We start from the raw sequence: 22,343 nt of genomic DNA on the forward strand, positions 1-22,343 counted from the left end.
TCTCGGGGGAATCTGGGGTTTTCACATTTATGTCCAAGGGGGGACATCGCAGCATGACGAAGAGACGACTGTTCACGCGGCTGGGGGTCGTGGGCACTCTGCTCGCCGGAGCGCTGGTGGTGGCGTTCGCGCCGCCCGCGCAGAGCATCGAGGCCTCGCTCTCGGCAACCAACAGCTCGAGCTGGCAGACCAACGCCAGCGTCCAGGGCATCGCCGTCGCCGCCGGGAAGGCGTACGCCGGAGGCCGTTTCACCAGCGTCCGCCCGCCGGGCGCCGCCGCCGGGACCGGCGAGGTCGGCCAGGCGTACCTGGCCGCGTTCGACGCCAGCACCGGCGCACTGATCACCGCGTTCAACCCGGTGCTGAACGGGCAGGTCTACGCCGTCGCCGCCTCCGCGGACGGCTCGCGGATCTTCGTCGGGGGTGACTTCACCACCGTCAACGGCCAGACCCGGAACCGGATCGCCGCCTTCGACACCGCCACCGGCGCCCTGGTCGCGAACTGGAAGCCGTCCGTGTCCTACCGGGTCAAGACCATCGCCGTCTCCGGTACGACGGTCTACTTCGGCGGCTCGTTCGGCCTGGTGAACAACCTGACCCGCAACCGGCTCGCCGCGGTCACCACCGACACCGGCACGCTGTTGCCGTGGGCGCCGAGCGTGAACGGCGACGTGTACGCCGTCGACGCTGCCGACGACGCCTCCAAGGTGTACGCCGGCGGCCAGTTCAGCACCGTCAACGGTACGAACCAGAACACCGTGACCAGCCTCGACCCGGTGAGCGGCGCAGTACTGCCCTTCCCCGGCGCCTCCGCCGTACCGCCGCCGAACGGGTCCTGCACGACCCGCGTCAAGTCGATCGACGCCAGCGGCGACACCGTGTACTTCGGGAACGGCGGTGACGGCGGCGGGTGCTTCGACGGCACCTGGGCGGTCGACATCGCGACCAACACGCTCAAGTGGAAGAACCAGTGCCTCGGCGCGACCGAAGCGGTCAAGGTCGTCAACGGCTGGCTGTACAAGGGCTCGCACGCCCACGACTGCGCCAACCAGGGCGCGGGCGGCTTCCCGCAGGGCTTCGACTACCGGTTCCTGCTCAGCGAGAAGCTGACCGACGGATCGCTCGGCCCGTGGTACCCGAACACCGACGCGGACCCGAACAGCGTGACCAACGTCGGTCCGCTGGCGTTCGCGACCGGCGGCAACGACCTGTGGGCCGGCGGCGACTTCCTGCACGTCAATGGGGTCGCGCAGCAGGGTCTGACCCACTTCACGAACGCGGTCCCGGGTGCGGCACCGGCCAAGCCGGCCAAGCTGCTTCCGTACTCCGTCCAGCCGGGCGTCGTGGAGATCCACTTCCCGACCGTGGTCGACAACGACGACAGCACGCTGACCTACCGGTTGCTGAAGGGGTTCAGCAACACCACCATCGCGACCTGGACGGCCAAGTCCACGCCGTGGGACCGGCCGTGGCTGAGCTACACCGACACGTCGTCGGCGCCGGGCGAGTCCACCAACTACCGCGTCGAGGTCACCGACGGCAGTACGACGATCCGCGGCAACTACTCCGACCCGATCACGGTCGCATCGACCGCATCGACGGCGTACGACCAGATCGTCAACGCGGACGGGCCGCAGGCGTACTGGCGACTCGGTGAAGCTGCCGGTACGACGACCTCGGTCGACTCCTCCGGTCAGAGCAACAACGGCACGTTCACCGGCGTGACGCTGGGCGGCGCGGGTGCGATCTCCGGCAACACGGCGATGACGACCAGCACGACCACCGGCCGGATGGTCGGCGAGAAGGGGTACAGCTTCCCGCAGCAGTTCACGGTCGAGGCCTGGGTGAAGCAGAGCGGTGTCGGCCGCGGCGGCCGGATCATCGGCTTCGGCAACGGGAAGACCCAGAGCAGCGCGATCAACGACCGGATGCTGTACATGCGGACCAACGGCTCGATCGTCTTCGGTGTGAACGACGGCGCGCAGCGCACCCTCACCAGCCCGTCCGGCAAGAACGACGGCCTGTGGCATCACGTGGTCGGCACGTTCGACAACGGGATGATGAAGCTGTACGTCGACGGCGTGCTCAGCGGCAGTTCGCTGGTGGGCCAGGCATCGCTGTACTACGGCTGGTGGCGGGTCGGCTACGACCAAACGAGCTCGTGGTCCGGCGGCGGCGCGACGCAGACCGGGATGGGGATCGACGAGGCGGCGGTCTACCCGTACGCACTCACACCGGTACAGGTCCAAAACCACTTTGCAGCAAAGTGAAAAGAACGCTTACTGCAAGGTTTGGCACAAACCTGTAACGCGATTGGGAGGCCTGCTTCCGGTGGGCCTCCCACAGCGGTAATGTCCGCCGCTGGTGCGTGATGAGGCACGCGCTGTACGGCCCCCGCCTGTGTAAGGACATAAATGAAGAAGTTAGTGCTGGCCCTTGTCACCGCAGCGGCTGTCGTGGCCGCGGCGTTGATTCCCTCGGGACCGCCGGTGGAGGCGGCGACTCCGGGCTTCGCATCCGCCGTATCCGCCATCAAGCAGACGTCGTGGCAGACCAACAACAGCGTCAACGCGCTGGCTGTCTCCGGGAACACTGTGTTCGCCGGCGGTCTGTTCACCAGGCTCCGGCAGCCGGGCAAGGCCTCGGGCGCCGCGCCGGAGACCCAGCGCAGCTACGTCGCAGCGTTCAACCGCAGTACGGGGGCACCGACAGCGTTCGCACCGGTCCTGAACGGCCCGGTCTATGCCATCGCCACCAGCCCGGACGGCAAGTGGGTCGTGATCGGCGGCGACTTCACCACGGTGAACGGCATCCGCCGCAGCAAGATCGCGATGTTCTCGATCGCCACCGGCAAGCTGGTCTCGGCCTGGGACCCGGTGGTCGCGGCCCGCGTCAAGGCGCTGGCCATCTACGGCAACAGCGTGTTCATCGGCGGCGCGTTCGGCAAGATCGACGGCGCGGTCCGCAACCGGCTCGGCGCGGTCCGGCTGATCCAGGGCGACCTGCTGCCGTGGAACCCGAACGCCAACAACGACGTGTACGCGATCGACGTGGCCGACAACGGCACCCGGGTGTTCGTCGGCGGCCCGTTCAGCACGATCAACGGCAAGGACCACTACTCGCTGGCGATGCTGAACAACACCACCGGCGCGGCCTTCGCGTTCCCGGCCGCGGCGGCGATCCCGAAGCCGACCGCGACCTGCACCACGCGGGTCAAGGACATCGACACGCTCGGCGACAAGGTGTTCGTCTCGAACGGCGGTGACGGCGGCGGCTGCTACGACGGCGTACTCGCCGCGCAGGTCTCGACCGGCAAGCTGCTCTGGCAGAACAAGTGCCTGGGCGCGACCGAGGCGATCAAGGCGATCGGCAACTGGGTCTACAAGGGCTCGCACGCGCACGACTGCTCGTCCTCGCCCAACGGCTTCGCCAACGGCAGCGGGACGCACTACCTGCTGGTCGAGAGCGCGATCAACGGCAACCTCGGCCCGTGGTTCCCGAACACCGACGCGAACCTGAAGAGCACCACGAAGGTCGGTCCGCTGGCGATGGCCGGCGGCGACACCGACCTGTGGATCGGCGGCGACTTCCTGCACGTGAACGGCCAGCTCCAGGTCGGCATCGCCCGGTTCACGAACGCGGCCGGCGGCGCGGCTCCCGGCGTACCGAAGGCGCCGACGCTGAGCGCGACGACGTCCGGGCGGGTGTACGTGACGTACTCCGACACCTACGACCTGGACAACCTGACGCTGACCTACAACGTGTTCCGCGGGTCGCTGAACGTCGGGTCGACCGCCTACACGTCGTACTTCTGGCAGCCGCGGAAGTCCTACCAGGTGGTGGATCGCGGCCTGAAGCGCGGGTCGACGTACGCGTACCACATCGAGGTGCACGACGGGCGCAACATCATGAAGGGCGCCACTGCGAGCGTGAAGATTCCCTAGCTTGCAGCAGCCGCGCGGCGATGGGCGGCGATGGCTCGGTGCGCCTCGTTCCACCACAGCAGCAACGTGGTGAACGAGGCGCCGGCCAGTCCCCACGCCGCGCCCTTCGGGCCCCACAGGAAGGCCCCGCCGATACCGCAGGTGATCAGGATGACCGACGAGATCAGGCGGACGCGCAGGCCGCGAGTGGCCGCGGTGAGGGCTCGCATGATCGCGAAGGCACCGGCGTTCGAGGCGCCGAGGGCCTGCAGCAGGATGACCGGGATCAGGACGCTGTGAGCCTGCGTCCACACGCCCGGACCGAGCAGTTCACGGCCGACGACGGCCGGTAGCAGGAGGAAGATACCGCCCCAGGCCAGTGCACCGGCTCCGACGCCGAACGAGATGGCCAGTCCGACGAGCCACAGCCGGCGGTAGGAGTGCTTCAGTGCGCGGGCGGCTTCGGGTACGGAGATCATCCGGATGCCCTGGTTCAGTACGTTGACCGGACCGAGCAGTACCTGGGCGCCGCGGATGCCCGCAGTGGCGACCAGGCCGGCGGCCGCGGTGATGCCGAGCATGTAGACCTGGATCGTGCCCGAGACCGCGAGCATCTCCCCGACGTACTTCGGGCTCAGGTCCCAGTTCCGCTTCACCCATTCGCGAATCAGCTGCCTGCGTGGCGCCACACCGGCCTGGAAGCGACCCGCGATCGCGGCGATGACGGCACCGAGCCCCCAGCCGAACGTGAGGCTGAACGCGGACGTCGTACCGGTCAGGTAGAGGCCGCCGAAGATCGCGAGCATGGCGAGCAACCAGATCAGATCGTTGACGAAGGCCTTCCTGCCTTCCCCGACGACGAAGAACGCCCAGCGCCACGCGTCCTGCAGCAGCAGCCCCGGCAACGTCACCGCGAACGCGATCAGCACACCTCTGGACGGCACACCCGGGAATGCCGCGATCGCCAACGCGACGAGCATCGCCAGAAAGCCTGTGAGCAGTGCGGTTGCCGTGCTGGCCCGGACTGCTCGTTGCCAGTCGGGCGTGCGGGAACCGGAGTGCCGTACGGCGAGGGGCTCGGTGGCGACCGCCCGGGACACGTTGAGAGCGATCGTGTAACCGCCGAACGCGAGCGCGTAGACACCGAAGTCGGCGACCGTGCTCGACCGCGCAACGACGACGCCAACCGCCAGGTTACTGAGGCTCGACAGCGCCTGATCGGCCAAACCCCAACTGGCGCGACCGGCCGGCCCGGCCAGCCGACGCAACTTCGGCCGCCGGAACTTCACCGGCTCACTCTAGAGCGGACGTGGCGGATGACGGAGGATGCCCAGGAGGAAACGCGGGATGCCCAGTACGTAGCGCTTCCAGAGCCGGCGAGGCTCCTTGTACAGCCGGTAGCTCCACTCCAGCCCGGCGCGCTGCATCCACAGCGGGGCGCGGTCCAGCCGGCCGGTGTGGAAGTCGAACGCGGCCCCGACGCCGATCAGGATCGACGCGTTCAGGCGGTCGCGGTGATCGGCCATCCAGCGCTCCTGCTTCGGTGCGCCGAGCCCAACCCAGATGATGTCCGGGCGCGCCTCGTTCATCCGTGCGACCGCGGCCGCATCCTCAGCCTCGGTCAGCGGCCGGTACGGCGGGCACTCGGTGCCGACGACCTTCAACGCCGGATGACGCTCCTGGAAGACCTGTCGCAACTCCTCGGCCACACCCTCGGCGCCGCCGTAGAAGTACTGCGTCCAGCCGCGCTCGGCCGCGTCCGCCATCACCCGCTCGAGCAGGTCCGGCCCGGCGACCCGGTCCATCTGCTCGAACCCGGCCTTGTGACCGGCCCAGACCAGCGGCATGCCGTCCGGAACCGTCAGCCCGGCGGTGTTGTAGACCTCGGTCAGCCGCTTGTCGGCGCGTGCGTGCAGCAGCGCGTTCATGTCCGTGACGCAGACCAGCTCGCGGGCGTCGTGGTCGATCCAGCGGGCGAACGTCTCGACGGTGTGGTCCGGATTGGTGATGCTGACATGGATGCCCAGGACATCGACCCGGTCGGCTGTGGTGGTTGCCGCGGTCTGCATATCGGTCATCAGTCAGTCCTCCGGGGTCAGCGCGGCGAGATCCGCGTCGACCATGATCTGAACCAGCTCCGGCACGTGCACCTGGGCCTTCCAGCCCAGCTCGGTCATGGCTTTGGACGCGTCCCCGATCAGCGAGTCGACCTCGGTCGGGCGGACGTACCGCGCGTCGTAGTCGACATACTGCTCCCAGTCGAGCCCGACATGGTCGAAGGCGCGCGAGACGAAATCCTTGACCGAGTACGACGTACCGGTCGCGATCACGTAGTCGGCCGGGGTGTCGTGCTGCAGCATCCGCCACATGCCCTCGACGTACTCCGGGGCGTAGCCCCAGTCCCGGCAGGCGTCGAGATTGCCCAGGTACAGGCGGTCCTGCTGCCCCAGCTTGATCGCGGCGACCGCCCGGGTGATCTTCCGCGTCACGAACGTCTCACCGCGCCGCGGCGACTCGTGGTTGAACAGGATCCCGTTCACCGCGAACATGTCGTACGCCTCGCGGTAGTTCCGGGTCATCCAGTAGCCGTAGAGCTTCGCCGCACCGTACGGCGAACGCGGGTAGAACGGGGTGTCCTCGTTCTGCGGCGGGGGTGTCGCGCCGAACATCTCCGAGCTCGAGGCCTGGTAGAAGCGGCAGTCCAGCCCGATCATCCGGATCGCCTCGAGCAGCCGCGTCGTCCCCATGCCGGTGGTGTCACCGGTGTACTCCGGCTCGTCGAAGCTGACCCGCACATGAGACTGCGCGGCCAGGTGGTACACCTCCGACGGCTGGATCGACGCGAGCAGCGTGACGAGTCGCGAGCCGTCGGTCAGGTCGCCGTAGTGCAGGAACAGCCGCTTGTCCTTCGCGTGCGGATCCTCGTACAGGTGGTCGATCCGCTTGGTGTTGAACGTCGACGCCCGCCGGATCAGGCCGTGCACCTCGTAGCCCTTGGCAAGCAGCAGCTCGGCCAGGTACGAGCCGTCCTGGCCGGTGATGCCGGTAACGAAGGCCTTTTTCATGAATGGTTCTCCACATACCAGCGGTAGGTGGCGGCCACACCGTCTTCGAGGTCGATGGACGGCTTCCAGCCCAGCGCCAGCAGCTTGCTCACGTCGAGCAGCTTGCGCGGGGTGCCGTCCGGCTTGGACAGATCGTTGCTCAAGGCACCGGTGTAGCCGACGACCCGGGCGACCAGCTCGGCCAGCTCGCGGATCGACACGTCCGTGCCGACGCCGACATTGATCGGCTCGGGCGCGTCGTACTGCTCGAGCAGGTGCAGGCACGCGTCGGCCAGGTCGTCGACGTGCAGGAACTCGCGCCGCGGCGTACCGCTCCCCCACAACACGACCTCGGGTGCATCGGTCTCACGCGCCTCGTGGAACCGGCGGATCAACGCCGGCAGCACATGCGACGACACCGGATCGAAGTTGTCGTTGGGACCGTAGAGGTTGGTCGGCATCGCCGAGATCCAGCGCAGACCGTACTGCCGACGGACCGCCTGGACCTGCATGATGCCGGCGATCTTCGCGATCGCGTACGCGTCGTTGGTCGGCTCGAGCTCACCGGTCAGCAGGCTCGACTCGCGGATCGGCTGCTCGGCGTACTTCGGGTAGATGCACGACGACCCGAGGAACAACAGCCGCGGCGTGCGTACGTCGAGCGCCGCGTCCATCAGGTTCACCTGGATCCGCAGGTTGTCGCTGAGGAACTCGGTCGGGTGATCGCGATTCGCCAGGATCCCACCGACCCGCGCCGCGGCATCGATGACCACGTCCGGCCGGTGCTCGCGCAGGAACGCGAAGGTGGCGTCACGGTCCCGCAGGTCCAGCTCCGAGGACGACGCGCCGATCAGGTTCGTGTGACCGGCAGCCTCGAGCCGTCGCCAGATCGCGGAACCGACGAGTCCGCGATGGCCTGCTACATATACGGGTGCTTGAAGGTCCATCAGTACGCTCCCGCGCCGTAGGCCACCGCGCGCACGGTCTTCCAGAGGATCAGCAGATCCAGGGTCATCGACCAGTTGTCGACGTACCGCAGGTCGAGGCGGACCGACTCGTCCCAGGACAGGTCGCTGCGGCCGCTGACCTGCCACAGACCTGTCATGCCGGGCTTGACCAGCATCCGCCGCGAGTCATCGGCGGCGTACAACGCGACCTCTTCGGCCAGCGGCGGCCGCGGACCGACCAGCGACATGTCACCGCGCAGCACGTTGAACAGCTGCGGCAGCTCGTCGAGCGAGAACCGCCGGATCCACCGGCCGAGCGGCGTCATCCGCGGGTCGTCGCGCATCTTGAAGATCACGCCGTTGCCGTCGCTCAACGCGTACAGATCACCGAGCCGCTGCTCGGCGTCGGAGTACATGCTGCGGAACTTCAGCATGGTGAACTCGTCGCCCCCGCGGCCGATCCGCTGCTGCCGGAACAGCACCGGACCCGGGCTGGACACCTTGACCGCGAGCGCGAGGCCGATCAGCAACGGCGACAGTACGGCGATGAAGCCGAGGGCAACGACCCGGTCGAAGACGGCCTTCATCAGGTGCGGCCCACCGCTGACGGACGGCCGCTCCAGGTGCAGCAGCGACAGACCGGCGACCGGTCGGACCGAGATCCGGGGACCGGCCACCTCGATGATGCCCGGCGAGACGATCAGCTCGATGCCGCGCTGTTCCAGTGCCCACGACAGACGCCGCAGCGACTGGCCGACGAGCTCGGGATCGGTCGAGATGGCAACCACATCCACTGCGTGCCGGTCGGCGGCGGCCAGGATGTCCGGCTCGGCCAGCTCGTCGGGTTGCAGGTGTCCATGACCGTCGCCGCGCGGCCGGCACGTCGCCACCACACGGAAGCCGTCGGTCGGACGCTTCTCCAAGTGCTCACAAAGTGTCGCGGCCGGGCCACTTCGCCCGACCACGAGAACCCTGTGCATGCAGCGACCTCTGACCCGGTGCCGGTGCAGGTCCTTGCGCAACGCATACCGCAGCAGCAGAGCGGAGACCACCATCACCGGAATCGCCAGCACCACGAAGCCGCGGGCGATCTCGGTCTTGGTCACGTACGACGTCATGGCGACCGCGGCGGTGAGTCCGACACCGGAACGCATCAGGGAACGGAACTCGTCCGGCCCGGCGCCGAAGTACCGCGGGTCGTAGCCCTTCGACAACGCGACCACACCGACCCAGGCCGGCGGCAGCAGGCTGCTCACGACGAGATAGCTGGGACCGACGTGGTACCCGAACCTGGTCAGCAGGGCGATCGAGACGCCGAGCATCGCGGCCAGCAGGTCACCGCCGACAGCGGCCCAGCGGTACACACCGACCCAGCGCGGCTCGGTCGAACGCGAGGGCAGCGGAACGATCGCCGGGACCTCATGCGGCACAACCCAGAGCGGTCCGTGCCCGTCCATACGGCCGGGCGCCTCAGCTCCGCTCACACCAGTCCTTCGGTCTCACGTTGCGGCCACTCGGACACGCTCCGTGCCCAGGGCTTCCCGCAGCTAGCCGTCCCCAGAATTCACCCGCGCGTCGGCGACGAGTCACCGAAGATTACTACGCACCACGGGCCTCGGCGACCACCAGGCCGCCTTCCTTGTGGAGAACTTGCATTGTGAGCCGGGAACCAGTTGCTTCATCACGAAATGATCAAGAAAACAAGGCAGTTCCGGCCGGCGTCGCGGACGACGCCGGCCGGAGAATCTTGACGACTGGTCAGACAGTCGCGTGACTCGGTGTGTCGTACTCCGCGACCACCTCGGCCGGGATGTGCTCGAGGTCGCTGACCCGCAGGTAGTCGCCCATCGTCGTACCCGTGCACTTGGAGTCGATGTTCGGCGCCATCCGGCCCTCGACCGCGTCGCCGAGGTGCACGGTGCGCAGGTCGATGCTGAACCGGGTCCGGCCCGAGGTGTTCGGCACGCTGGAGTGCAACTGCGCACCGGAGAACAGGATGATCCCGCCCGGCTTGCAGATCGGCCGGATCTGCGGCACCAGCTCGACCTCTTCCTCCGGCACCGGCTGCACGCGGGTGTCGGTGCCGATCTGGGTCGCGGCGATCTTCCGGCTGGTCGCGTTCCACTCCGCGTAGTTGTAGACCCGGGAGCTGTTCTTCACCGGGGTCTGCCAGTACCGCGGGTGGAACGCCAGCCCGTTGTCGTCGCCGATCGCGAAGATCGGCAGCCACCAGTTGAGCTGCGTGTACGGCGCGGAGTACCAGGTGTCGCGGTGCGGGTGGAACGCGAACGCGATCCCCGTGGTCAGGTAGTCGTCCGACGTCGAGCTGCGCATCCGCGGTACGTCGAAGTACACCTGCTCGGGGTCGCACCCGAAGTCGACCAGCATCTCCTGGATCAGCCGCTTCGACTCCGGGTGGTGGATGAACCGCGGCTTCAGCTCGGCGAGCAGGGCCGCGTAGTCCTCGACGGCCATGTCGAACTGGGCCGTCTCCGGGTCCAGCGGGTGGAAGGCCTCCCGGGCCATCTCCGCCGCGAACTCGGTCAGCGCCAGCGTCGACGGACGCGGTGAGTAGACGAACAGGTCGCCGTCGTACAGCTTCTGTCTACGCTCGTCGTCAGTGAACTCGGCGTCGACGTAAATGGAATGCATGGGAGTTCCCCCTCCTTGTTCGTACTGCGCTATCCCCCGGTCCGGCTGGTTTCGTACTCAGCCGGCCAGTGCTTCACGTGACGCGTCGACCAACGGCACCAGGTCGACGTCGGGCAGGACCAGATCGCCACGCATGAGTTCCAGGTAACGCTGCCGGACCTGTGCCAGCAGCCCCGACTGTTCGTACTCGACACCGTCGAGCTCCGCGACCAGCGTGAGCTCAGAGATGGTGCCGGCCAGACCGCACTCGTCGGCCGCGAGCAGCTCGGTCCGCTCGATCGGCCGCCGCTCGAACGACAGGCCGAGGTCCTTCGCGACCGATTCGAGGATGTCGACCGTGATGCTGTCCAGGCAGGACTCACTGGTCGGCGGCGTGACGATCCGTCCGCGCTGGGCGATCAGGACGCAGGCACCGGTCGCCTCCGCGACCCGGCCGGCGTCGTTCAGCATGATCGCGTCGTCGTACCCGAGCCGGCGGACCTCGATCCGGGCCATTCGGGCGCCGACGTAGTTCGCGCTGCTCTTCACCCGCGTCGGCAGCACGAGGTCGGAGGCCCGGCGCCAACTCGTCACGCCGAGCCGCATCGGGTCCGGGTCGAGCTTGCGCTGACTGAAGGCGGTCACGACCAGGTCGGCCTCGGTCGCCTCACCCCAGTGCCCGTGGGTCACGTACATGGTCGGCCGGAACCACAGGTCCTTGTCCGGTACGAGCAACTCACTCGCGAGCTTCGACAGTCCGGCGAGGAACTCTTCGTAACTGAAGCGGACCGGGATGTGGAACAGCGACGCGCTCCGGCAGAGCCGGTCGTAGTGACGGCGCGGGGTCCGGATCGAGAAGATCTCGCCGGCGGTGTCCCAGTAGCCCTTCACGCCCTCGAACACGCTCAGCGCGCGGGTCAGTGCCTCGGCCCCGATGTGGATCTTGACGTCGGTGTACGGCACGAGCTCGCCGTTGACGAGCGCCCACGGCGGCGTCTGGAGCTGCGATATCGATGCGGTGTGAGCCATGAGGGCCCCCTTCCGGATGGTGGTGCTCGGTCAGCGAGCGCTTGGAGCGCCCGCGGTGAGGTCGGCAAGAGAAACGGCGCGCTGGTCGCGGGCCGACATGACGGTGACCGGCAGCGGCCACGGGATGGCGAGATCGGGGTCGTCGTACGCGATCACGACGTCCTCGGACGGATCGTGCGGCCGGTCGATCCGGTACGCGATGTCCGCAGGTTCGGTGAGCGCCTGGAAGCCGTGCCCGCACCCGGCCGGGATGTACACCGAGGCCTGGGTGTCGCCCGACAGCGTGAAGTGCGCCTGCTGCAGGTACGTCGGTGAGTCCGGCCGGAGGTCGACGACGACGTCGAACACCTCGCCCGCGGAGCAGCGGACCAGCTTCGCCTCACCCTGTCCGGAGCGCAGATGCATCCCGCGCAGCACGCCCTTACGGGAGCGGGACAGGCTGTCCTGCGCGAACCCGTCCGGGTCGATCCCCACCGACCGGGCGATCTCGGCGTCGAACGTGCGACTGAAGAAGCCCCGCTCGTCGACGTGCGGTGTCGGCTCGAACAGATAGACCCCGGCGATCTCGGGTACCTGAGTCACCTTCATGAGCGTCCCTCCAAGGTGTCCGCAGGCTTCGGGAAGACCTTCGACGACAGGACGTCGTACTGGTCCTCGAGCTGGCTGCGGTTGACGGCGTTGCGCTCGTCCATGGCCGGTCCGACCACGTCGCGGCGGGACTCGAGCGCGGTGTACTGGCTGATCAGTCGATCGACGTCGAGCGAGCGGATGTTCTGGCAGAACTCGGCAAGACCCATGTCGGCCATCAGTACGTCGTTCTTCGCGGCGTACCCGATCGAGACGGTCGGCTTGGACAGCATCAGTGCGCAGACGATGTTGTGGAACCGGGTCGCGACGACCGTGTCGAGCGCTGCCATCTGCTCCATCAGGTCGTCCAGCGACTTCGGCGGGTTCTCCACGACCCAGGACGGATCGAGCTCGGGCCGCTTCTCCCGTACGTCGGCGAGGATCGCGGCCGAGACCAGCTCGTCCTCGTGGTCGCCGGTGAGCAGCCGGACCCGGTGCCCGTGGTCCACGAGCCAGTGGACGAAGCGGGTCATCTTCGCGACGTACTCGTCGAAGACCTCTTCGGCGCGGTCGCGGTCGTCGTCCGTACCGCGGTAGGTCATCACGCCGACGCCGACCGTCGTCGGTTCTCCCGCCGGCGTGGCGGAGCGGACCGCCGGGATCGGCAGCGAGAAGGCGAGGTCCGGGTAGACCGGGTCGTCCACGTTGCCCAGGCCGGTCGTGCGCATCGCGTCCTTCGACAGCTGGTCGCGGTACGAGCGGTAGTAGGCCAGACGGGCGGCCAAGGTGAAGACGCGGCGGGTCATCCGTCGTCCGGAGGTGTTGGCGCCGACGCTGACCAGCGCGACCTTCGTACCGACCAGGCGACCGGAGGCGGTCAGGAGCAGCAGCGAGTACGGGAAGCCCCACCAGCGCAGCGGCAGGCCGCCCTCGAGCACGCCCATACCCGGCACGACCACCACGTCGTGGCGCCGTACCCAGGAGGCGGTCCAGAAGAAGTCGACGAGCTTCCCGATCCCCTTGAGCGCGACCAGCCGCGGACTGCTCGCGGTGTTGTACTCGTCGCGGTTCCAGTTCATCCGGGTGGACGGCAGGCCGTAGCGCTCCTCGACCACCTCGGGACCGGAGCAGAGGAAGTCGATCTCCGCGTCCGGGTACGACTTGGCCAGGTAGGCGAGGAACGCCTCCAGCGACCCGTCGTTGCCGAGGTTCCCGTGGCCGAGCAGGCCGAAGAACCCGATCCGCGGGCCGCCCTTGGGCGCTGTGCTGAAACTGTCGTCGCTCATCCGAGTCGTCCGCTCTGGCCTGCTACCACCATGGATACCGATACCACTTCGCTGACCTGCTCGACCGGCGTGTCCTGCCGGCGCATCGACGGCGGCACCACCCGGCTCGTCATCCAGCGCGTCAGTTGCCAGAGGCAACGTGCTCGCTGGCCGGCGGTCAGCGGCGCGCGGAACACCATCCGGACGTAACCCAGCGGGTACTCCACGAGCAGCCGGACCGTCGAGTGCTTCCGGCGGCGCGGGTCGAGGTTGCCGCACCAGGAACGGACCGTGCGGTTCGACCGCAGCGCGCTGTCCGGATGATCGCGGCGGAAGAACAACGACGCCGGTACGTGGATGAACCGGCCGTGCAGCGCGATGTCGGCCACGATCGTCCGGTCGGCGTGGTAGAAGCTCTCGTTCAGCGCGGTCTTCCGCAGTACGTCGGCCCGGACCACGCCGTAGTCGTCGTCGCCGCCGACGTCGAACAGCAGGCTGCGGAACCGCTCGACCGGATCCGGCGAGTCGGTGGTCAACGGGTAGCCGACCTTCGCGACGATGTCGCCGGCCTCGTCGATGATCGCGCTCCACGAGTGGCACAGCACCGCGTCCGGGGTCTCGTCGAGCGCCGCGATGCAGCGCTCCAGCAGGTCCCGCGCGTACAGGTCGTCGTACGACGCCCACTTGAACAGCTCGCCGCGGGATTCGGTGAAGACGACGTTGTGGTTCGGCGACGCGCCGACGTTGACCGGCTGGCGGATGTAGCGGATGCGCGGGTCGCGAGCCATGTACTCGCGGCAGATCCGTTCCGTGCCGTCGGTCGAGGCGTTGTCGGAGATGACCAGCTCGAAGTCGGCGTACGTCTGCCCGAGCAGCGCGTCGAGGGCCTCGGCGAGGTACTTCTCGCCGTTGTAGACGGGCAGGCCGATGCTCAGCCGCGGTACTGCGTTCATCTTCTCCTCATCTCTGCAAGAGGCTGCTGATGCCCACGCGGCACCGTGTCTTCGATGCGGGCGGACGATCGGTGAACCGCCCGGCTCGCCACCCAGCGCAGCAGCTGCGCGTAGCAGCCACGGCGTTCGGCCGACGACAGCGGCGCCCGCCGGATCGCGCCGACGAAGCCGCCGATGTACTCCGCGAGCAACCGCGCGGTCGGGTTGCTCAGCCGGTGCGCGCGCCGCGGCTCCATGTTGGCGGCGCGGCTACGGATCGTCGGCTTCGCCCGCTCGGCGCGGTCCGCGTGGTCGCGCCGGAAGAACAGCACCTCGGGCACCTGGTAGAACCGCCCGGACAGCGCGAGCTCGGCCATCAACGTGCGGTCCGCGTGGTGGTAGCTCCCGTGCAGCGGCGTACGGCGGAGCGTCTCCGAGCGCATCACGCCGTAGAAGTCGTCGCCGCCGACCGCGAACAGCATGCTCCTGAACCGCTCGACCGGGTCGGGAGAATCGGTCGCCAACGGATAGTCGACTGTTAGCAGGACCTCGCCGTCCCCGTCGATGATCGCTTCCCAGGCGTGGGCGAGGACGAGCTCGTGATCGCCGTCGAGTGCCTCGATGCAGCGCTCCAGCAGTTTCGGCCCGTACAGGTCGTCGTACGACGCCCACTTGAACAGCTCGGTGTGTGACTGCTCGAAGACGAAGTTGTGGTTCGGCGTGGCGCCGATGTTGATCGGCTGGCGGATGTAGCGGATGCGCGGGTCGCGAGCCAGGTACTCCCGGCAGATCTGCTCCGTGCCGTCGGTCGAGGCGTTGTCGGAGATGATCAGCTCGAACTCGTCGTACGTCTGTCCGAGCAGTGCATCCAGCGACTGGGCCAGGTACTTCTCCCCGTTGTAGACCGGGAGGCCGACGGTCAGCCGCGGTACGGCGGTCATGTGCTTCTCACTTCAGGAACCTCAGGAACCTCAGCCTCGTCGGAGTCCACCGCCGACTCGAGCTGCTTGCGCTCCCGGACACCGACCCGCAGCGTGTACCACCAGACGAACGCCGCCGCGAACGTCGCGCACGCAGCGCCCCAGGCCGAACCGCGCGCACCGTCGAGTGCACCACCGAGCACGCCGCCGACGAGGTAGAACGCCGACGCACACAGCTGGGCCTTGAGACTGCGACGGGCGATCCCGAGCGCACGCAGACCGGCCGCGGCTCCCGTGTTGAAGCCCGCGCACGCCACCGACAAAGTTGCCGGCAGCACCAATGCCGACGCGGTCAGCCAGACCTCGCCGAGCAGCGCGTGTCCCCACGCGTCCGGCAACGCGAACAGCAGCAGCAGACCCCAGGCCAGTGCAGCCATCGCCTGCGCACCACCCAGCGCCAGGCAGAAGATCGGCAGCGCGCGGACAGACCTGCGCAGTACCCGTGCAGCCTCTGGTACGGCGACCAGCCCGATGCCCGAGAGCACGATGAAGAACGGTCCGAGCAGCATCTCCGCGCCACGCACCGTACCGACCGCCGCGACGCCGGCAAACGCACCCAGGCCGTAGATCCGGAGCTGGTAGGCGCCGCTGAGCGTGAGGTTCTCGGTCAGATAGCGAAGGCTGAGGTCCTTGTGCTCGGACAACCAGCGGCGAGCCAGGGCCGGCCGCGGCAGGACGCCGGCCTGCAGCCCGCTCACGAGCGCTGCGAAGATGCCTGCTCCACCCCAGGCCAGCACGAACCTGATCACGCTGGCGTTCTGCGACGCCAGGTACAGCAGCGGCACCAGACCGAGCGCCCAGGTGATGTCGCTGACGAAGGCCTTACCGCCCTGTCCCGAGGCGAAGAAGGCGAACCGCCAGCTGTCCTGCAGCATCAGGCCCGGCAACACGATGCCCAGGGCAATGAATGCCTTCCCCGCGTGCCCGCCGAGCAACAGCCCGACGAGCGCGCAGATCACTCCGGCGCCGAGACCGACGACGATCGCCATCCCGGACGACTTCGCGACCGCGGTCCGCCACACCGGCCGCTCCAGGCCGCTGAACCGGACCGCCAGCGGGTCGGTCGCCAGACCGCGGGAGATGTTCAGGACCACGCCGTACGTGACCCAGGCCAGGCTGAACGCGCCGAACTCCAGCGCGCCCAGCTGCCGGGCCACGACAACGCCCACCAGGAAGCTGACCAGACTGGTCACAGCCTGGTCGGCAAGACCCCAGGTGAGGCGGCGCAGGACAGATTTCATCGTTGGCTCACACAGCGCTTCGCTGGACGGCCGGCAGGTCCTGGAGGCGCCACAGGCCGAGCCGGTTCGGGTCAACCTCGCCACCGTCCGGGAAGGACTCGAGCGGTGCGGGGAAGTTGAAGGGTGGGAGCGACATGTTCAGCTGCCGCCAGTTGCGGCCGGTGAACTGGTTGTGGTTCCGCTCGACGTTGTCGTAGGTGTTGATCACGAGCCACTCCGCACCGGTGGAGCGGAGGTTCTCCAGGATGTCGGCCGCGTCCTGGAACGAGACGTGCACGAGGCAGTCCCGGCACAGGACCAGGTCGACCTGGGGCAGCGTGTCCCGGGTCAGGTCGCGGACCTCGAAGTCGCGCTGCTCGTCGCCGTACTCCTGCTGGTTCTTCTCGATCACGCTCGCCACGATGTCGACGCCGTGGTACTTCGCCACCGGAAGCTCGATGTGACGCATCCAGTTCAGGTCGCCGCACGGGGCGTCGAGCATCGTCTTCACACCGAGCCGGGTCAGGATCTCGGGCAGACGTTCGCGGATGTCGACGGTGGCCCGGAGCTCGGACCCGGTACCGGATCCCGACTCCGCGCTGTCCCAGCCGGACGTCTCGTAGACCTGGGTGAACAGCGCCTCTCGCGAGGTCACCCGCCACCGCAGGCGGTGCACAGCTGTCAAGCGGGCCAACGGCCCGCGGAGTACGCGCTTGAACATATCCAGCCCGGAACTGCGTAGGCTGCTCACAACGGATGTCATTCCGTTCCTTCTTCCCGATTCACCTTGCGTCTTGACGACGAGTCCCCATCTCGTGTGGCTCGGGCAACGGGACCAGGTAGGTGGCGCCCCAGCCGCCATCAGCTTCGAGTTGCGCGACGATCTCGTCGGCGATATCCCAGGTCAGCACGAGGACGACGTCCGGCCGCGCGGCCTTCAGCTCCTCGATCGGGCGGATCGGCACCATGCAGGCACCAGGGATCCGGCGGCCGTGTTTACCCGGCGCCAGATCGACGGTGAACGGGAGCAGATCCGTCGTCACCTTGCTCAGGTCCAGCAGCACCGGCGCCTTCGACGGCGCGCCGTACCCGAGTACCGTGCGACCCGCCGCCTGGTGGCGGGTCAGCTCTTCGTGCAGGGCGCCGGCCGCGTGCCGGGCAGCCTCGTGCAGGCTGCCGAGCTGGACCTCGTCGGCGATCCCGGCCGCGTCCTCGTCCTCCAGCACCACGTCGACCGATGCGTCCGGCCGGGCGTCCTCGGTGTGCCGCAGCATCACCATCAGGCTCCCGCCGTACATCTCGGCCTGGGTCACCGACTCGACGGTCAGACCGTGCAGCGCGGCGATGTTCCGCAGTGCGCGCAGCGAGACGTACGCCCAGTGGCCGTGCCGGATCGTGTCGAACTGGTTGCCGATGAACAGCGGCAGCAGGTGGTGGAACTCCATCACCAGCAGGCCGCCGGGCGCGAGCCGATCCGCCCGCAGCTTCAGCGAGTCGCCGTACTGCGGCTCGTGCACGATCCCGTGTACGTCGACGACCAGGTCGGCCTTCTCACCGTCGCCGGCGAGCCGGCAGCCCGCGACGTACAGATGGTCGAGCCAGGATCCGCCATGGGGACTCCCGAACTCGAAGACCGTGCCGCCGCTCAGTTCGGGGTGATCGCTGAGGATCTCCTTGACCGAAGTCTCCGCATGCGCGCGACTGGTCGCCGACTCGACGGCCAGCGGCTCCTCGGCCAGCTGCGCCTCGACCGGACCGAGCTGCACCAGCGTGCAGTCGCGGCACAGCCACAGCGAGAGCGGCCAGCGCGGATCGGGACCGGCGTCCTCGGCCGGCGGGAAGTGGTCGGCGAGCGGCTGGTCGCCGACGTCCACCACGAGTACGACGTTCTCCGACGCGCACCCGCGACAGTTGAAGCTCACTGCTGCCCCCTCGGTCACCATGTCAATGTCGCCTTGGCCGTCGTGAAGGCCTCGGCGTACGTCGCCCGGCACTCCATCCCGCGCAACCGGGCCAGCCCGGAGAAGACCTCTTCGTCGAACCAGTCGTGCGGGACCTGGGACGGGTACGCCTTGTGCAGCAGCGCGACCTTCTCGCGCATCTGCTCCTCGGACAGCTCGACGTACAGCCACGGCCGGCTGATGTCGCCGTCCCACTTGGGGATCTCGTAGTGCAGCACCAGGTGGTTGCGCCAGACGGTCGGCGCCAGCTCGGCGATCAGCCGGTGGTCCTGATGCGCGTCGTGCTTGCTCGGGGCAAACACCAGGTCGGGGCGACGGCTCCCCCGAGCCGTTTCCTCGAGCAACTCCTTGGTCTGGTTCCAGTACGCCGGCAGCCGGCCGTCCGGCAGCTCGGCCGAGGTGACGCTCACCTCACAGTCCGGCAGGAACAGCTCCGCCGCGCGGCGGGCCTCCTCCAGGCGCAACGGCGTACCGGTCGCGATCACGAACTCGGCGGACAGCTCCGGCACCGACTCGGCCAGCTTCAGCAGCGTGCCGCCGCACCCGATCTCGATGTCGTCCGGATGCGCGCCGAGGGCAACCAGGTGGACCGGCCCGTCGATCAGGCCGAGCTGGAACGGCAGCATCAGATCGCCACCACTACCGGCGCGTCCGCCGACACCGCGGGTTCCTTGTCCAGCACCTGTGCCTGCTGCTGGCGGACCTGGTGGCTCCACAGCGCCCACGGCTTCTTGCCGGACCGGTACAGCTCCTCGAGCTGGCTCCGCTCCTTGAGCGTGTCCATCGGCGCCCAGAACCCGTGGTGCGGGATGGCCTCGAGCTTGCGCATCGCGGCCAGCCGCGGGAACGCGTCGCCGACCAGGTCCTCGCCCTCGTGCAGGACGTCGAAGATCTCCTTCTTGATGACGAAGAACCCGCCGTTGATCCAGACGTTCAGGTCGACCGCCGACCGCAACCCGGTGACCCGGGAGTCGGTGCCGAACTCGACCGTGTGGAACGACGCCTGCGGCGGCACCGCGAGCAGGCTGGCGGTGATGTCGCTGGTCATCACGTGATCGACGATCTTGTCCATCGGCGCGTCGGTGAGCACGTCACCGTAGTTGGCCAGGAAGGCGTCGTCGTCCTCCAGGAACGGCCGGACCCGGCGCAGCCGCTCACCGATCGAGGTGTCGATGCCGGTGTCGACGAAGGTGATCTTCCACTCGCTGATGTCGGAGTCGAGCAGCTCGATGTGCTCGCCGCCCTTCGTCATCACGAAGTCGTTGGAGACGGTCTCCTCGTAGTTCAGGAAGTAGTTCTTGACCGCGGCTCCCCCGAAGCCCAGGCACAGGATGAACTCGGTGTGGCCGAAGTGCGCGTAGTACCGCATGATGTGCCACAGGACCGGCCGGTCGCCGATCGTCATCATCGGTTTCGGTGCGGAATCGACGCCGCTGCGCATCCGCAGCCCGAGGCCCCCGCAGAAGATCACGACCTTCATCTGACTTTCCTTCCCCCCACGACTTTCGTTCAGATCACTTCGAGCTGCGGGATGGGTACGACGAACTTCGCGCCCCACTCCCGTGCGTAGCCGAGCTGGTGGACGATCTCCGCGCGCAGGTTCCACGGCAGGATCACGATGTAGTCGGGGCGCGTCTCGGCCAGGCGCTCCGGGGCGAAGATCGGGATATGCGTACCGGGCAGGTACATCCCGTGCTTGTGCGGGCTGCGGTCGACCGTGTACGGCAGCAGGTCCTCGCGGATGCCGCAGTGGTTGAGCAGCGTGTTCCCCTTGCCGGGAGCGCCGTACCCGGCCACCGTCTTGCCTTCGCGGCGGGCCTGGATCAGGAACTCCAGCAGGTCGGACTTGATCGCGAACACCTCGTCGGCGAACCCCAGGTGGCCCTCGACCGTGTGCAGGCCGGCGTCCTTCTCGTCCTGCAGCACCTTCCCGACCAGCTCGGTCGGCTCGCCGGCGGTCTCGACCGGCGTACTGAACAGCCGCAGCGACCCGCCGTGGCTGGCGAGCTCCTGTACGTCGACAACCTTGAGGCCGGCCTTCTCCAGCGCCAGCGCGGCGGTCTTCAGCGTCAGGTACTGGTAGTGCTCGTGGTAGATCGTGTCGTACTGGCGACGCTCGATCAGCCGCAGCAGGTGCGGGAACTCCAGCGAGACCAGGCCGTCGTCCTTCACCAGCGCACGCAGGCCCTTGGCGAAGTCGACGATGTCCGGCACGTGCGCGAACACGTTGTTGCCGACGACAAGATCCGCCTGCCCGTGCCGGGCGGCCGCGTCCTTGCCGGTCTCCTCGCCGAGGAAGTAGCTCTCGGTGCGGATGCCGTTCTCGTTCGCGATCTTGGCGATGTTCGCCGCCGGCTCGATGCCGAGCACCGGGATGCCGAGCGCGGTCGCGTGCTGCAGCAGGTAGCCGTCGTTGCTGGCGGCCTCGACGATCAGGCTCTCCGCACCGAGGTCGAGCCGCTCCTGCATGTCGACGACGAACCGGCGGGCGTGCTCCACCCAGCTGGTCGAGTACGACGAGAAGTACAGGTAGTCGCTGAATACGTCGTCCGCGGCGACGTACGCCGGGAGCTGGACGAGCAGGCAGTTGTCGCAGATCCGCACATTCAGCGGGTAGAACGTCTCGCCGCTGTCGATCTGGTCCGCGCGCAGGTAGCTCTCACAGGGCGGCGACATGCCGAGGTCGACGAAGGTGCGCGTCAGTTCCGCACCACAGATCCGGCAGCTGTTCATCACTGCATCTCCTTCGGTCCCGGGAACTGCCCGTCGGTCTGGCGCCGCAGCTGGCCGTCGACGAGTCCGGCGCCGAGCAGCTGCTGGATCCGGCGCAGGCGGACGAACTGGGCGGAGTTGAAGTCGTCGAGCGTGAGGCCGTGCCGCTGGTAGGCGTCGTACAGCTCCTCGACGCCCTTGCGGACGGTCCACTGCAGCTGCAGCTCCGGGAAGGTGTCGTTGAGCTTGCTGAAGTCGACCTTGTAGTTGCGCAGGTCCGGGCCGGCGCCCTCGGCGATCGACAGCGTCGAGCCGGGCACCGCCTCGCGGACCATCTCGGCGATGTCGCGGACCTGGACGACGTCCTCGGACCGGCCGACGTTGAACGCCTCGTCGTGGATCACGTCCCGCGGCGACTCGAGCACGGTCAGGAACGCGCGGCTGATGTCCTCGATGTGGACCAGCGGGCGCCACGGCGTACCGTCGCTCTCCAGCCGGACCTGACCGGACGTCAGCGCGATCGCGGTCAGGTTGTTGACCACGATGTCCAGCCGCAGCCGGGTCGATGCGCCGTACGCGGTCGCGTTGCGCAGGTACGTCGGGCTGAAGGTGTCGTCGGCAAGCTTCGACAGCTCCTGCTCGGCCAGCGCCTTCGTCTCGCCGTACGCCGTGACCGGGAACATCTCGGCGTCCTCGCCGACCGCCTCGGAACCGGCCGCGCCGTACAAGCTGCACGACGATGCGAACAGGAACCGTTCGACGTCGGCGTCCTTGGCGGCCTGCGCGACGTTCAGCGTGCCGTCCAGGTTGACCGAGTACGTCGCCGCCTTGTCCAGGTTGCCGAGTGGATCGTTCGACAGGGCGGCCAGACAGACCACCGCGTCGTACCCCTCGAGCTCCCGCGCGGTCACGTCCCGCATGTCCCGCGGCGCCCTGTCCCCGATCGGGTCCGGCCCGCCGAGCAGGTCACACCCTTCGTACAGGCCCGTATCCAGACCGTCGACGCTATGCCCGGCGGCGCGCAGGAACGGCACCATGACGGCCCCGATATAACCCCGATCCCCGGTGACCAGAACCCTCATTCGTCTTCCCCTCACCCCAGCCCAGTCCCCTGTCGCCCATAAAGAACCCC

At 68.1% G+C, this 22,343-nt stretch carries 20 protein-coding genes and 1 pseudogene; 2 read left to right on the forward strand and 19 right to left on the reverse strand.

The annotated features are described in order from the left end of the window. The first annotated feature begins 53 nt into the window (after positions 1–53). Both ACFWUU_RS01670 and ACFWUU_RS01675 read left to right on the forward strand, forming a co-directional pair. Positions 54–2,270: a LamG-like jellyroll fold domain-containing protein gene (locus ACFWUU_RS01670; RefSeq protein ID WP_380171804.1), complete on the forward strand. Its 2,217-nt coding sequence runs from the start codon at positions 54–56 to the stop codon at positions 2,268–2,270. Positions 2,271–2,414: 144 nt separating this feature from the next. Beyond that, a complete protein-coding gene (locus ACFWUU_RS01675; RefSeq protein WP_137254376.1) occupies positions 2,415–3,944 on the forward strand; it encodes a fibronectin type III domain-containing protein in 1,530 nt (509 codons plus the stop codon). On the opposite strand, the gene ACFWUU_RS01680 is transcribed toward ACFWUU_RS01675, so the two are convergent. The 19 genes and pseudogenes from ACFWUU_RS01680 to ACFWUU_RS01770 all read right to left on the reverse strand — a co-directional run bounded on the left by ACFWUU_RS01680 (position 3,941) and on the right by ACFWUU_RS01770 (position 22,293). Beyond that, a complete protein-coding gene (locus tag ACFWUU_RS01680) occupies positions 3,941–5,212 on the reverse strand; it encodes a hypothetical protein (RefSeq protein ID WP_380171806.1) in 1,272 nt (423 codons plus the stop codon). The two genes, ACFWUU_RS01675 and ACFWUU_RS01680, sit on opposite strands and share 4 nt — an antisense overlap. Positions 5,213–5,221: 9 nt before the next feature. Further along, entirely contained in the window at positions 5,222–6,001 is a 780-nt protein-coding gene (locus tag ACFWUU_RS01685) for a WecB/TagA/CpsF family glycosyltransferase (RefSeq protein ID WP_380171808.1), read from the reverse strand. A gap of 3 nt (positions 6,002–6,004) precedes the next feature. Continuing rightward, complete coding sequence (gene gmd, locus ACFWUU_RS01690; protein WP_380171810.1) at positions 6,005–6,988, reverse strand: GDP-mannose 4,6-dehydratase; 984 nt, start codon at positions 6,986–6,988, stop codon at positions 6,005–6,007. Next, positions 6,985–7,914 (reverse strand): GDP-L-fucose synthase family protein, encoded by a 930-nt coding sequence (locus ACFWUU_RS01695; RefSeq protein WP_380171812.1) that lies wholly within the window; start codon positions 7,912–7,914, stop codon positions 6,985–6,987. The genes gmd and ACFWUU_RS01695 overlap by 4 nt, the downstream gene beginning before the upstream one ends. Then, a complete protein-coding gene (locus tag ACFWUU_RS01700) occupies positions 7,914–9,398 on the reverse strand; it encodes a sugar transferase (protein ID WP_380171814.1) in 1,485 nt (494 codons plus the stop codon). The genes ACFWUU_RS01695 and ACFWUU_RS01700 overlap by 1 nt, the downstream gene beginning before the upstream one ends. A gap of 274 nt (positions 9,399–9,672) precedes the next feature. Continuing rightward, the gene (locus ACFWUU_RS01705) at positions 9,673–10,566 is read right to left on the reverse strand and encodes a hypothetical protein (RefSeq protein ID WP_137254373.1); all 894 of its coding nucleotides are present in this window, start codon (positions 10,564–10,566) and stop codon (positions 9,673–9,675) included. 57 nt (positions 10,567–10,623) lie between these two features. Continuing rightward, positions 10,624–11,574: an aminotransferase class IV gene (locus tag ACFWUU_RS01710; RefSeq protein WP_380171816.1), complete on the reverse strand. Its 951-nt coding sequence runs from the start codon at positions 11,572–11,574 to the stop codon at positions 10,624–10,626. Positions 11,575–11,604: 30 nt separating this feature from the next. Then, entirely contained in the window at positions 11,605–12,162 is a 558-nt protein-coding gene (locus tag ACFWUU_RS01715) for a dTDP-4-dehydrorhamnose 3,5-epimerase family protein (RefSeq protein ID WP_137254371.1), read from the reverse strand. Further along, positions 12,159–13,427, reverse strand: a complete 1,269-nt coding sequence (locus ACFWUU_RS01720; protein WP_380171818.1) for a polysaccharide pyruvyl transferase family protein — start codon at positions 13,425–13,427, stop codon at positions 12,159–12,161. The genes ACFWUU_RS01715 and ACFWUU_RS01720 overlap by 4 nt, the downstream gene beginning before the upstream one ends. Then, positions 13,424–14,359 (reverse strand): glycosyltransferase, encoded by a 936-nt coding sequence (locus tag ACFWUU_RS01725; RefSeq protein ID WP_137254369.1) that lies wholly within the window; start codon positions 14,357–14,359, stop codon positions 13,424–13,426. Before ACFWUU_RS01725 ends, ACFWUU_RS01720 begins: the two co-directional genes overlap by 4 nt. Further along, complete coding sequence (locus ACFWUU_RS01730; RefSeq protein ID WP_380171820.1) at positions 14,356–15,279, reverse strand: glycosyltransferase family 2 protein; 924 nt, start codon at positions 15,277–15,279, stop codon at positions 14,356–14,358. Before ACFWUU_RS01730 ends, ACFWUU_RS01725 begins: the two co-directional genes overlap by 4 nt. Next, entirely contained in the window at positions 15,276–16,559 is a 1,284-nt protein-coding gene (locus tag ACFWUU_RS01735; protein WP_380171822.1) for a hypothetical protein, read from the reverse strand. Before ACFWUU_RS01735 ends, ACFWUU_RS01730 begins: the two co-directional genes overlap by 4 nt. Before the next feature lie 7 nt (positions 16,560–16,566). Next, on the reverse strand, positions 16,567–17,193 hold the full coding sequence (locus ACFWUU_RS01740) for a class I SAM-dependent methyltransferase (RefSeq protein WP_380171824.1): 627 nt from the start codon (positions 17,191–17,193) through the stop codon (positions 16,567–16,569). A 127-nt stretch (positions 17,194–17,320) separates the two neighbouring features. Beyond that, the gene (locus ACFWUU_RS01745) at positions 17,321–18,460 is read right to left on the reverse strand and encodes a class I SAM-dependent methyltransferase (RefSeq protein WP_380171826.1); all 1,140 of its coding nucleotides are present in this window, start codon (positions 18,458–18,460) and stop codon (positions 17,321–17,323) included. Positions 18,461–18,474: 14 nt separating this feature from the next. After that, positions 18,475–19,125 (reverse strand): PIG-L deacetylase family protein, encoded by a 651-nt coding sequence (locus ACFWUU_RS01750; RefSeq protein ID WP_380171828.1) that lies wholly within the window; start codon positions 19,123–19,125, stop codon positions 18,475–18,477. Continuing rightward, the gene (locus tag ACFWUU_RS01755; protein ID WP_202877672.1) at positions 19,125–19,979 is read right to left on the reverse strand and encodes a glucose-1-phosphate cytidylyltransferase; all 855 of its coding nucleotides are present in this window, start codon (positions 19,977–19,979) and stop codon (positions 19,125–19,127) included. Before ACFWUU_RS01755 ends, ACFWUU_RS01750 begins: the two co-directional genes overlap by 1 nt. 29 nt (positions 19,980–20,008) lie before the next feature. Beyond that, positions 20,009–20,935, reverse strand: a complete 927-nt coding sequence (locus ACFWUU_RS01760) for a class I SAM-dependent methyltransferase (protein ID WP_380174249.1) — start codon at positions 20,933–20,935, stop codon at positions 20,009–20,011. 114 nt (positions 20,936–21,049) lie between these two features. Beyond that, positions 21,050–21,232: pseudogene (locus tag ACFWUU_RS01765) on the reverse strand (class I SAM-dependent methyltransferase); the annotation flags it as partial. Continuing rightward, the gene (locus ACFWUU_RS01770; RefSeq protein ID WP_380171830.1) at positions 21,232–22,293 is read right to left on the reverse strand and encodes an NAD-dependent epimerase/dehydratase family protein; all 1,062 of its coding nucleotides are present in this window, start codon (positions 22,291–22,293) and stop codon (positions 21,232–21,234) included. The gene ACFWUU_RS01770 and the pseudogene ACFWUU_RS01765, both read right to left, overlap by 1 nt. Positions 22,294–22,343 lie beyond the last annotated feature (50 nt).

The sequence above is a fragment of the Kribbella sp. NPDC058693 genome (assembly GCF_042715335.1).
Classification (GTDB): domain Bacteria; phylum Actinomycetota; class Actinomycetes; order Propionibacteriales; family Kribbellaceae; genus Kribbella; species Kribbella jiaozuonensis.

What these genes read in the sequence shown, in the direction of transcription:
- ACFWUU_RS01720 (WP_380171818.1), bottom strand. Translation starts at nt 13,427, where the DNA reads ATGAGCGACGACAGTTTCAGCACAGCGCCCAAGGGCGGCCCGCGGATC.
- ACFWUU_RS01685 (WP_380171808.1), bottom strand. Translation starts at nt 6,001, where the DNA reads ATGACCGATATGCAGACCGCGGCAACCACCACAGCCGACCGGGTCGAT.
- ACFWUU_RS01695 (WP_380171812.1), bottom strand. Translation starts at nt 7,914, where the DNA reads ATGGACCTTCAAGCACCCGTATATGTAGCAGGCCATCGCGGACTCGTC.
- ACFWUU_RS01730 (WP_380171820.1), bottom strand. Translation starts at nt 15,279, where the DNA reads ATGACCGCCGTACCGCGGCTGACCGTCGGCCTCCCGGTCTACAACGGG.
- ACFWUU_RS01735 (WP_380171822.1), bottom strand. Translation starts at nt 16,559, where the DNA reads ATGAAATCTGTCCTGCGCCGCCTCACCTGGGGTCTTGCCGACCAGGCT.
- ACFWUU_RS01715 (WP_137254371.1), bottom strand. Translation starts at nt 12,162, where the DNA reads ATGAAGGTGACTCAGGTACCCGAGATCGCCGGGGTCTATCTGTTCGAG.
- ACFWUU_RS01755 (WP_202877672.1), bottom strand. Translation starts at nt 19,979, where the DNA reads ATGAAGGTCGTGATCTTCTGCGGGGGCCTCGGGCTGCGGATGCGCAGC.
- ACFWUU_RS01770 (WP_380171830.1), bottom strand. Translation starts at nt 22,293, where the DNA reads ATGAGGGTTCTGGTCACCGGGGATCGGGGTTATATCGGGGCCGTCATG.
- ACFWUU_RS01705 (WP_137254373.1), bottom strand. Translation starts at nt 10,566, where the DNA reads ATGCATTCCATTTACGTCGACGCCGAGTTCACTGACGACGAGCGTAGA.
- ACFWUU_RS01750 (WP_380171828.1), bottom strand. Translation starts at nt 19,125, where the DNA reads ATGCTGCCGTTCCAGCTCGGCCTGATCGACGGGCCGGTCCACCTGGTT.
- ACFWUU_RS01710 (WP_380171816.1), bottom strand. Translation starts at nt 11,574, where the DNA reads ATGGCTCACACCGCATCGATATCGCAGCTCCAGACGCCGCCGTGGGCG.
- gmd (WP_380171810.1), bottom strand. Translation starts at nt 6,988, where the DNA reads ATGAAAAAGGCCTTCGTTACCGGCATCACCGGCCAGGACGGCTCGTAC.
- ACFWUU_RS01725 (WP_137254369.1), bottom strand. Translation starts at nt 14,359, where the DNA reads ATGAACGCAGTACCGCGGCTGAGCATCGGCCTGCCCGTCTACAACGGC.
- ACFWUU_RS01675 (WP_137254376.1), top strand. Translation starts at nt 2,415, where the DNA reads ATGAAGAAGTTAGTGCTGGCCCTTGTCACCGCAGCGGCTGTCGTGGCC.
- ACFWUU_RS01670 (WP_380171804.1), top strand. Translation starts at nt 54, where the DNA reads ATGACGAAGAGACGACTGTTCACGCGGCTGGGGGTCGTGGGCACTCTG.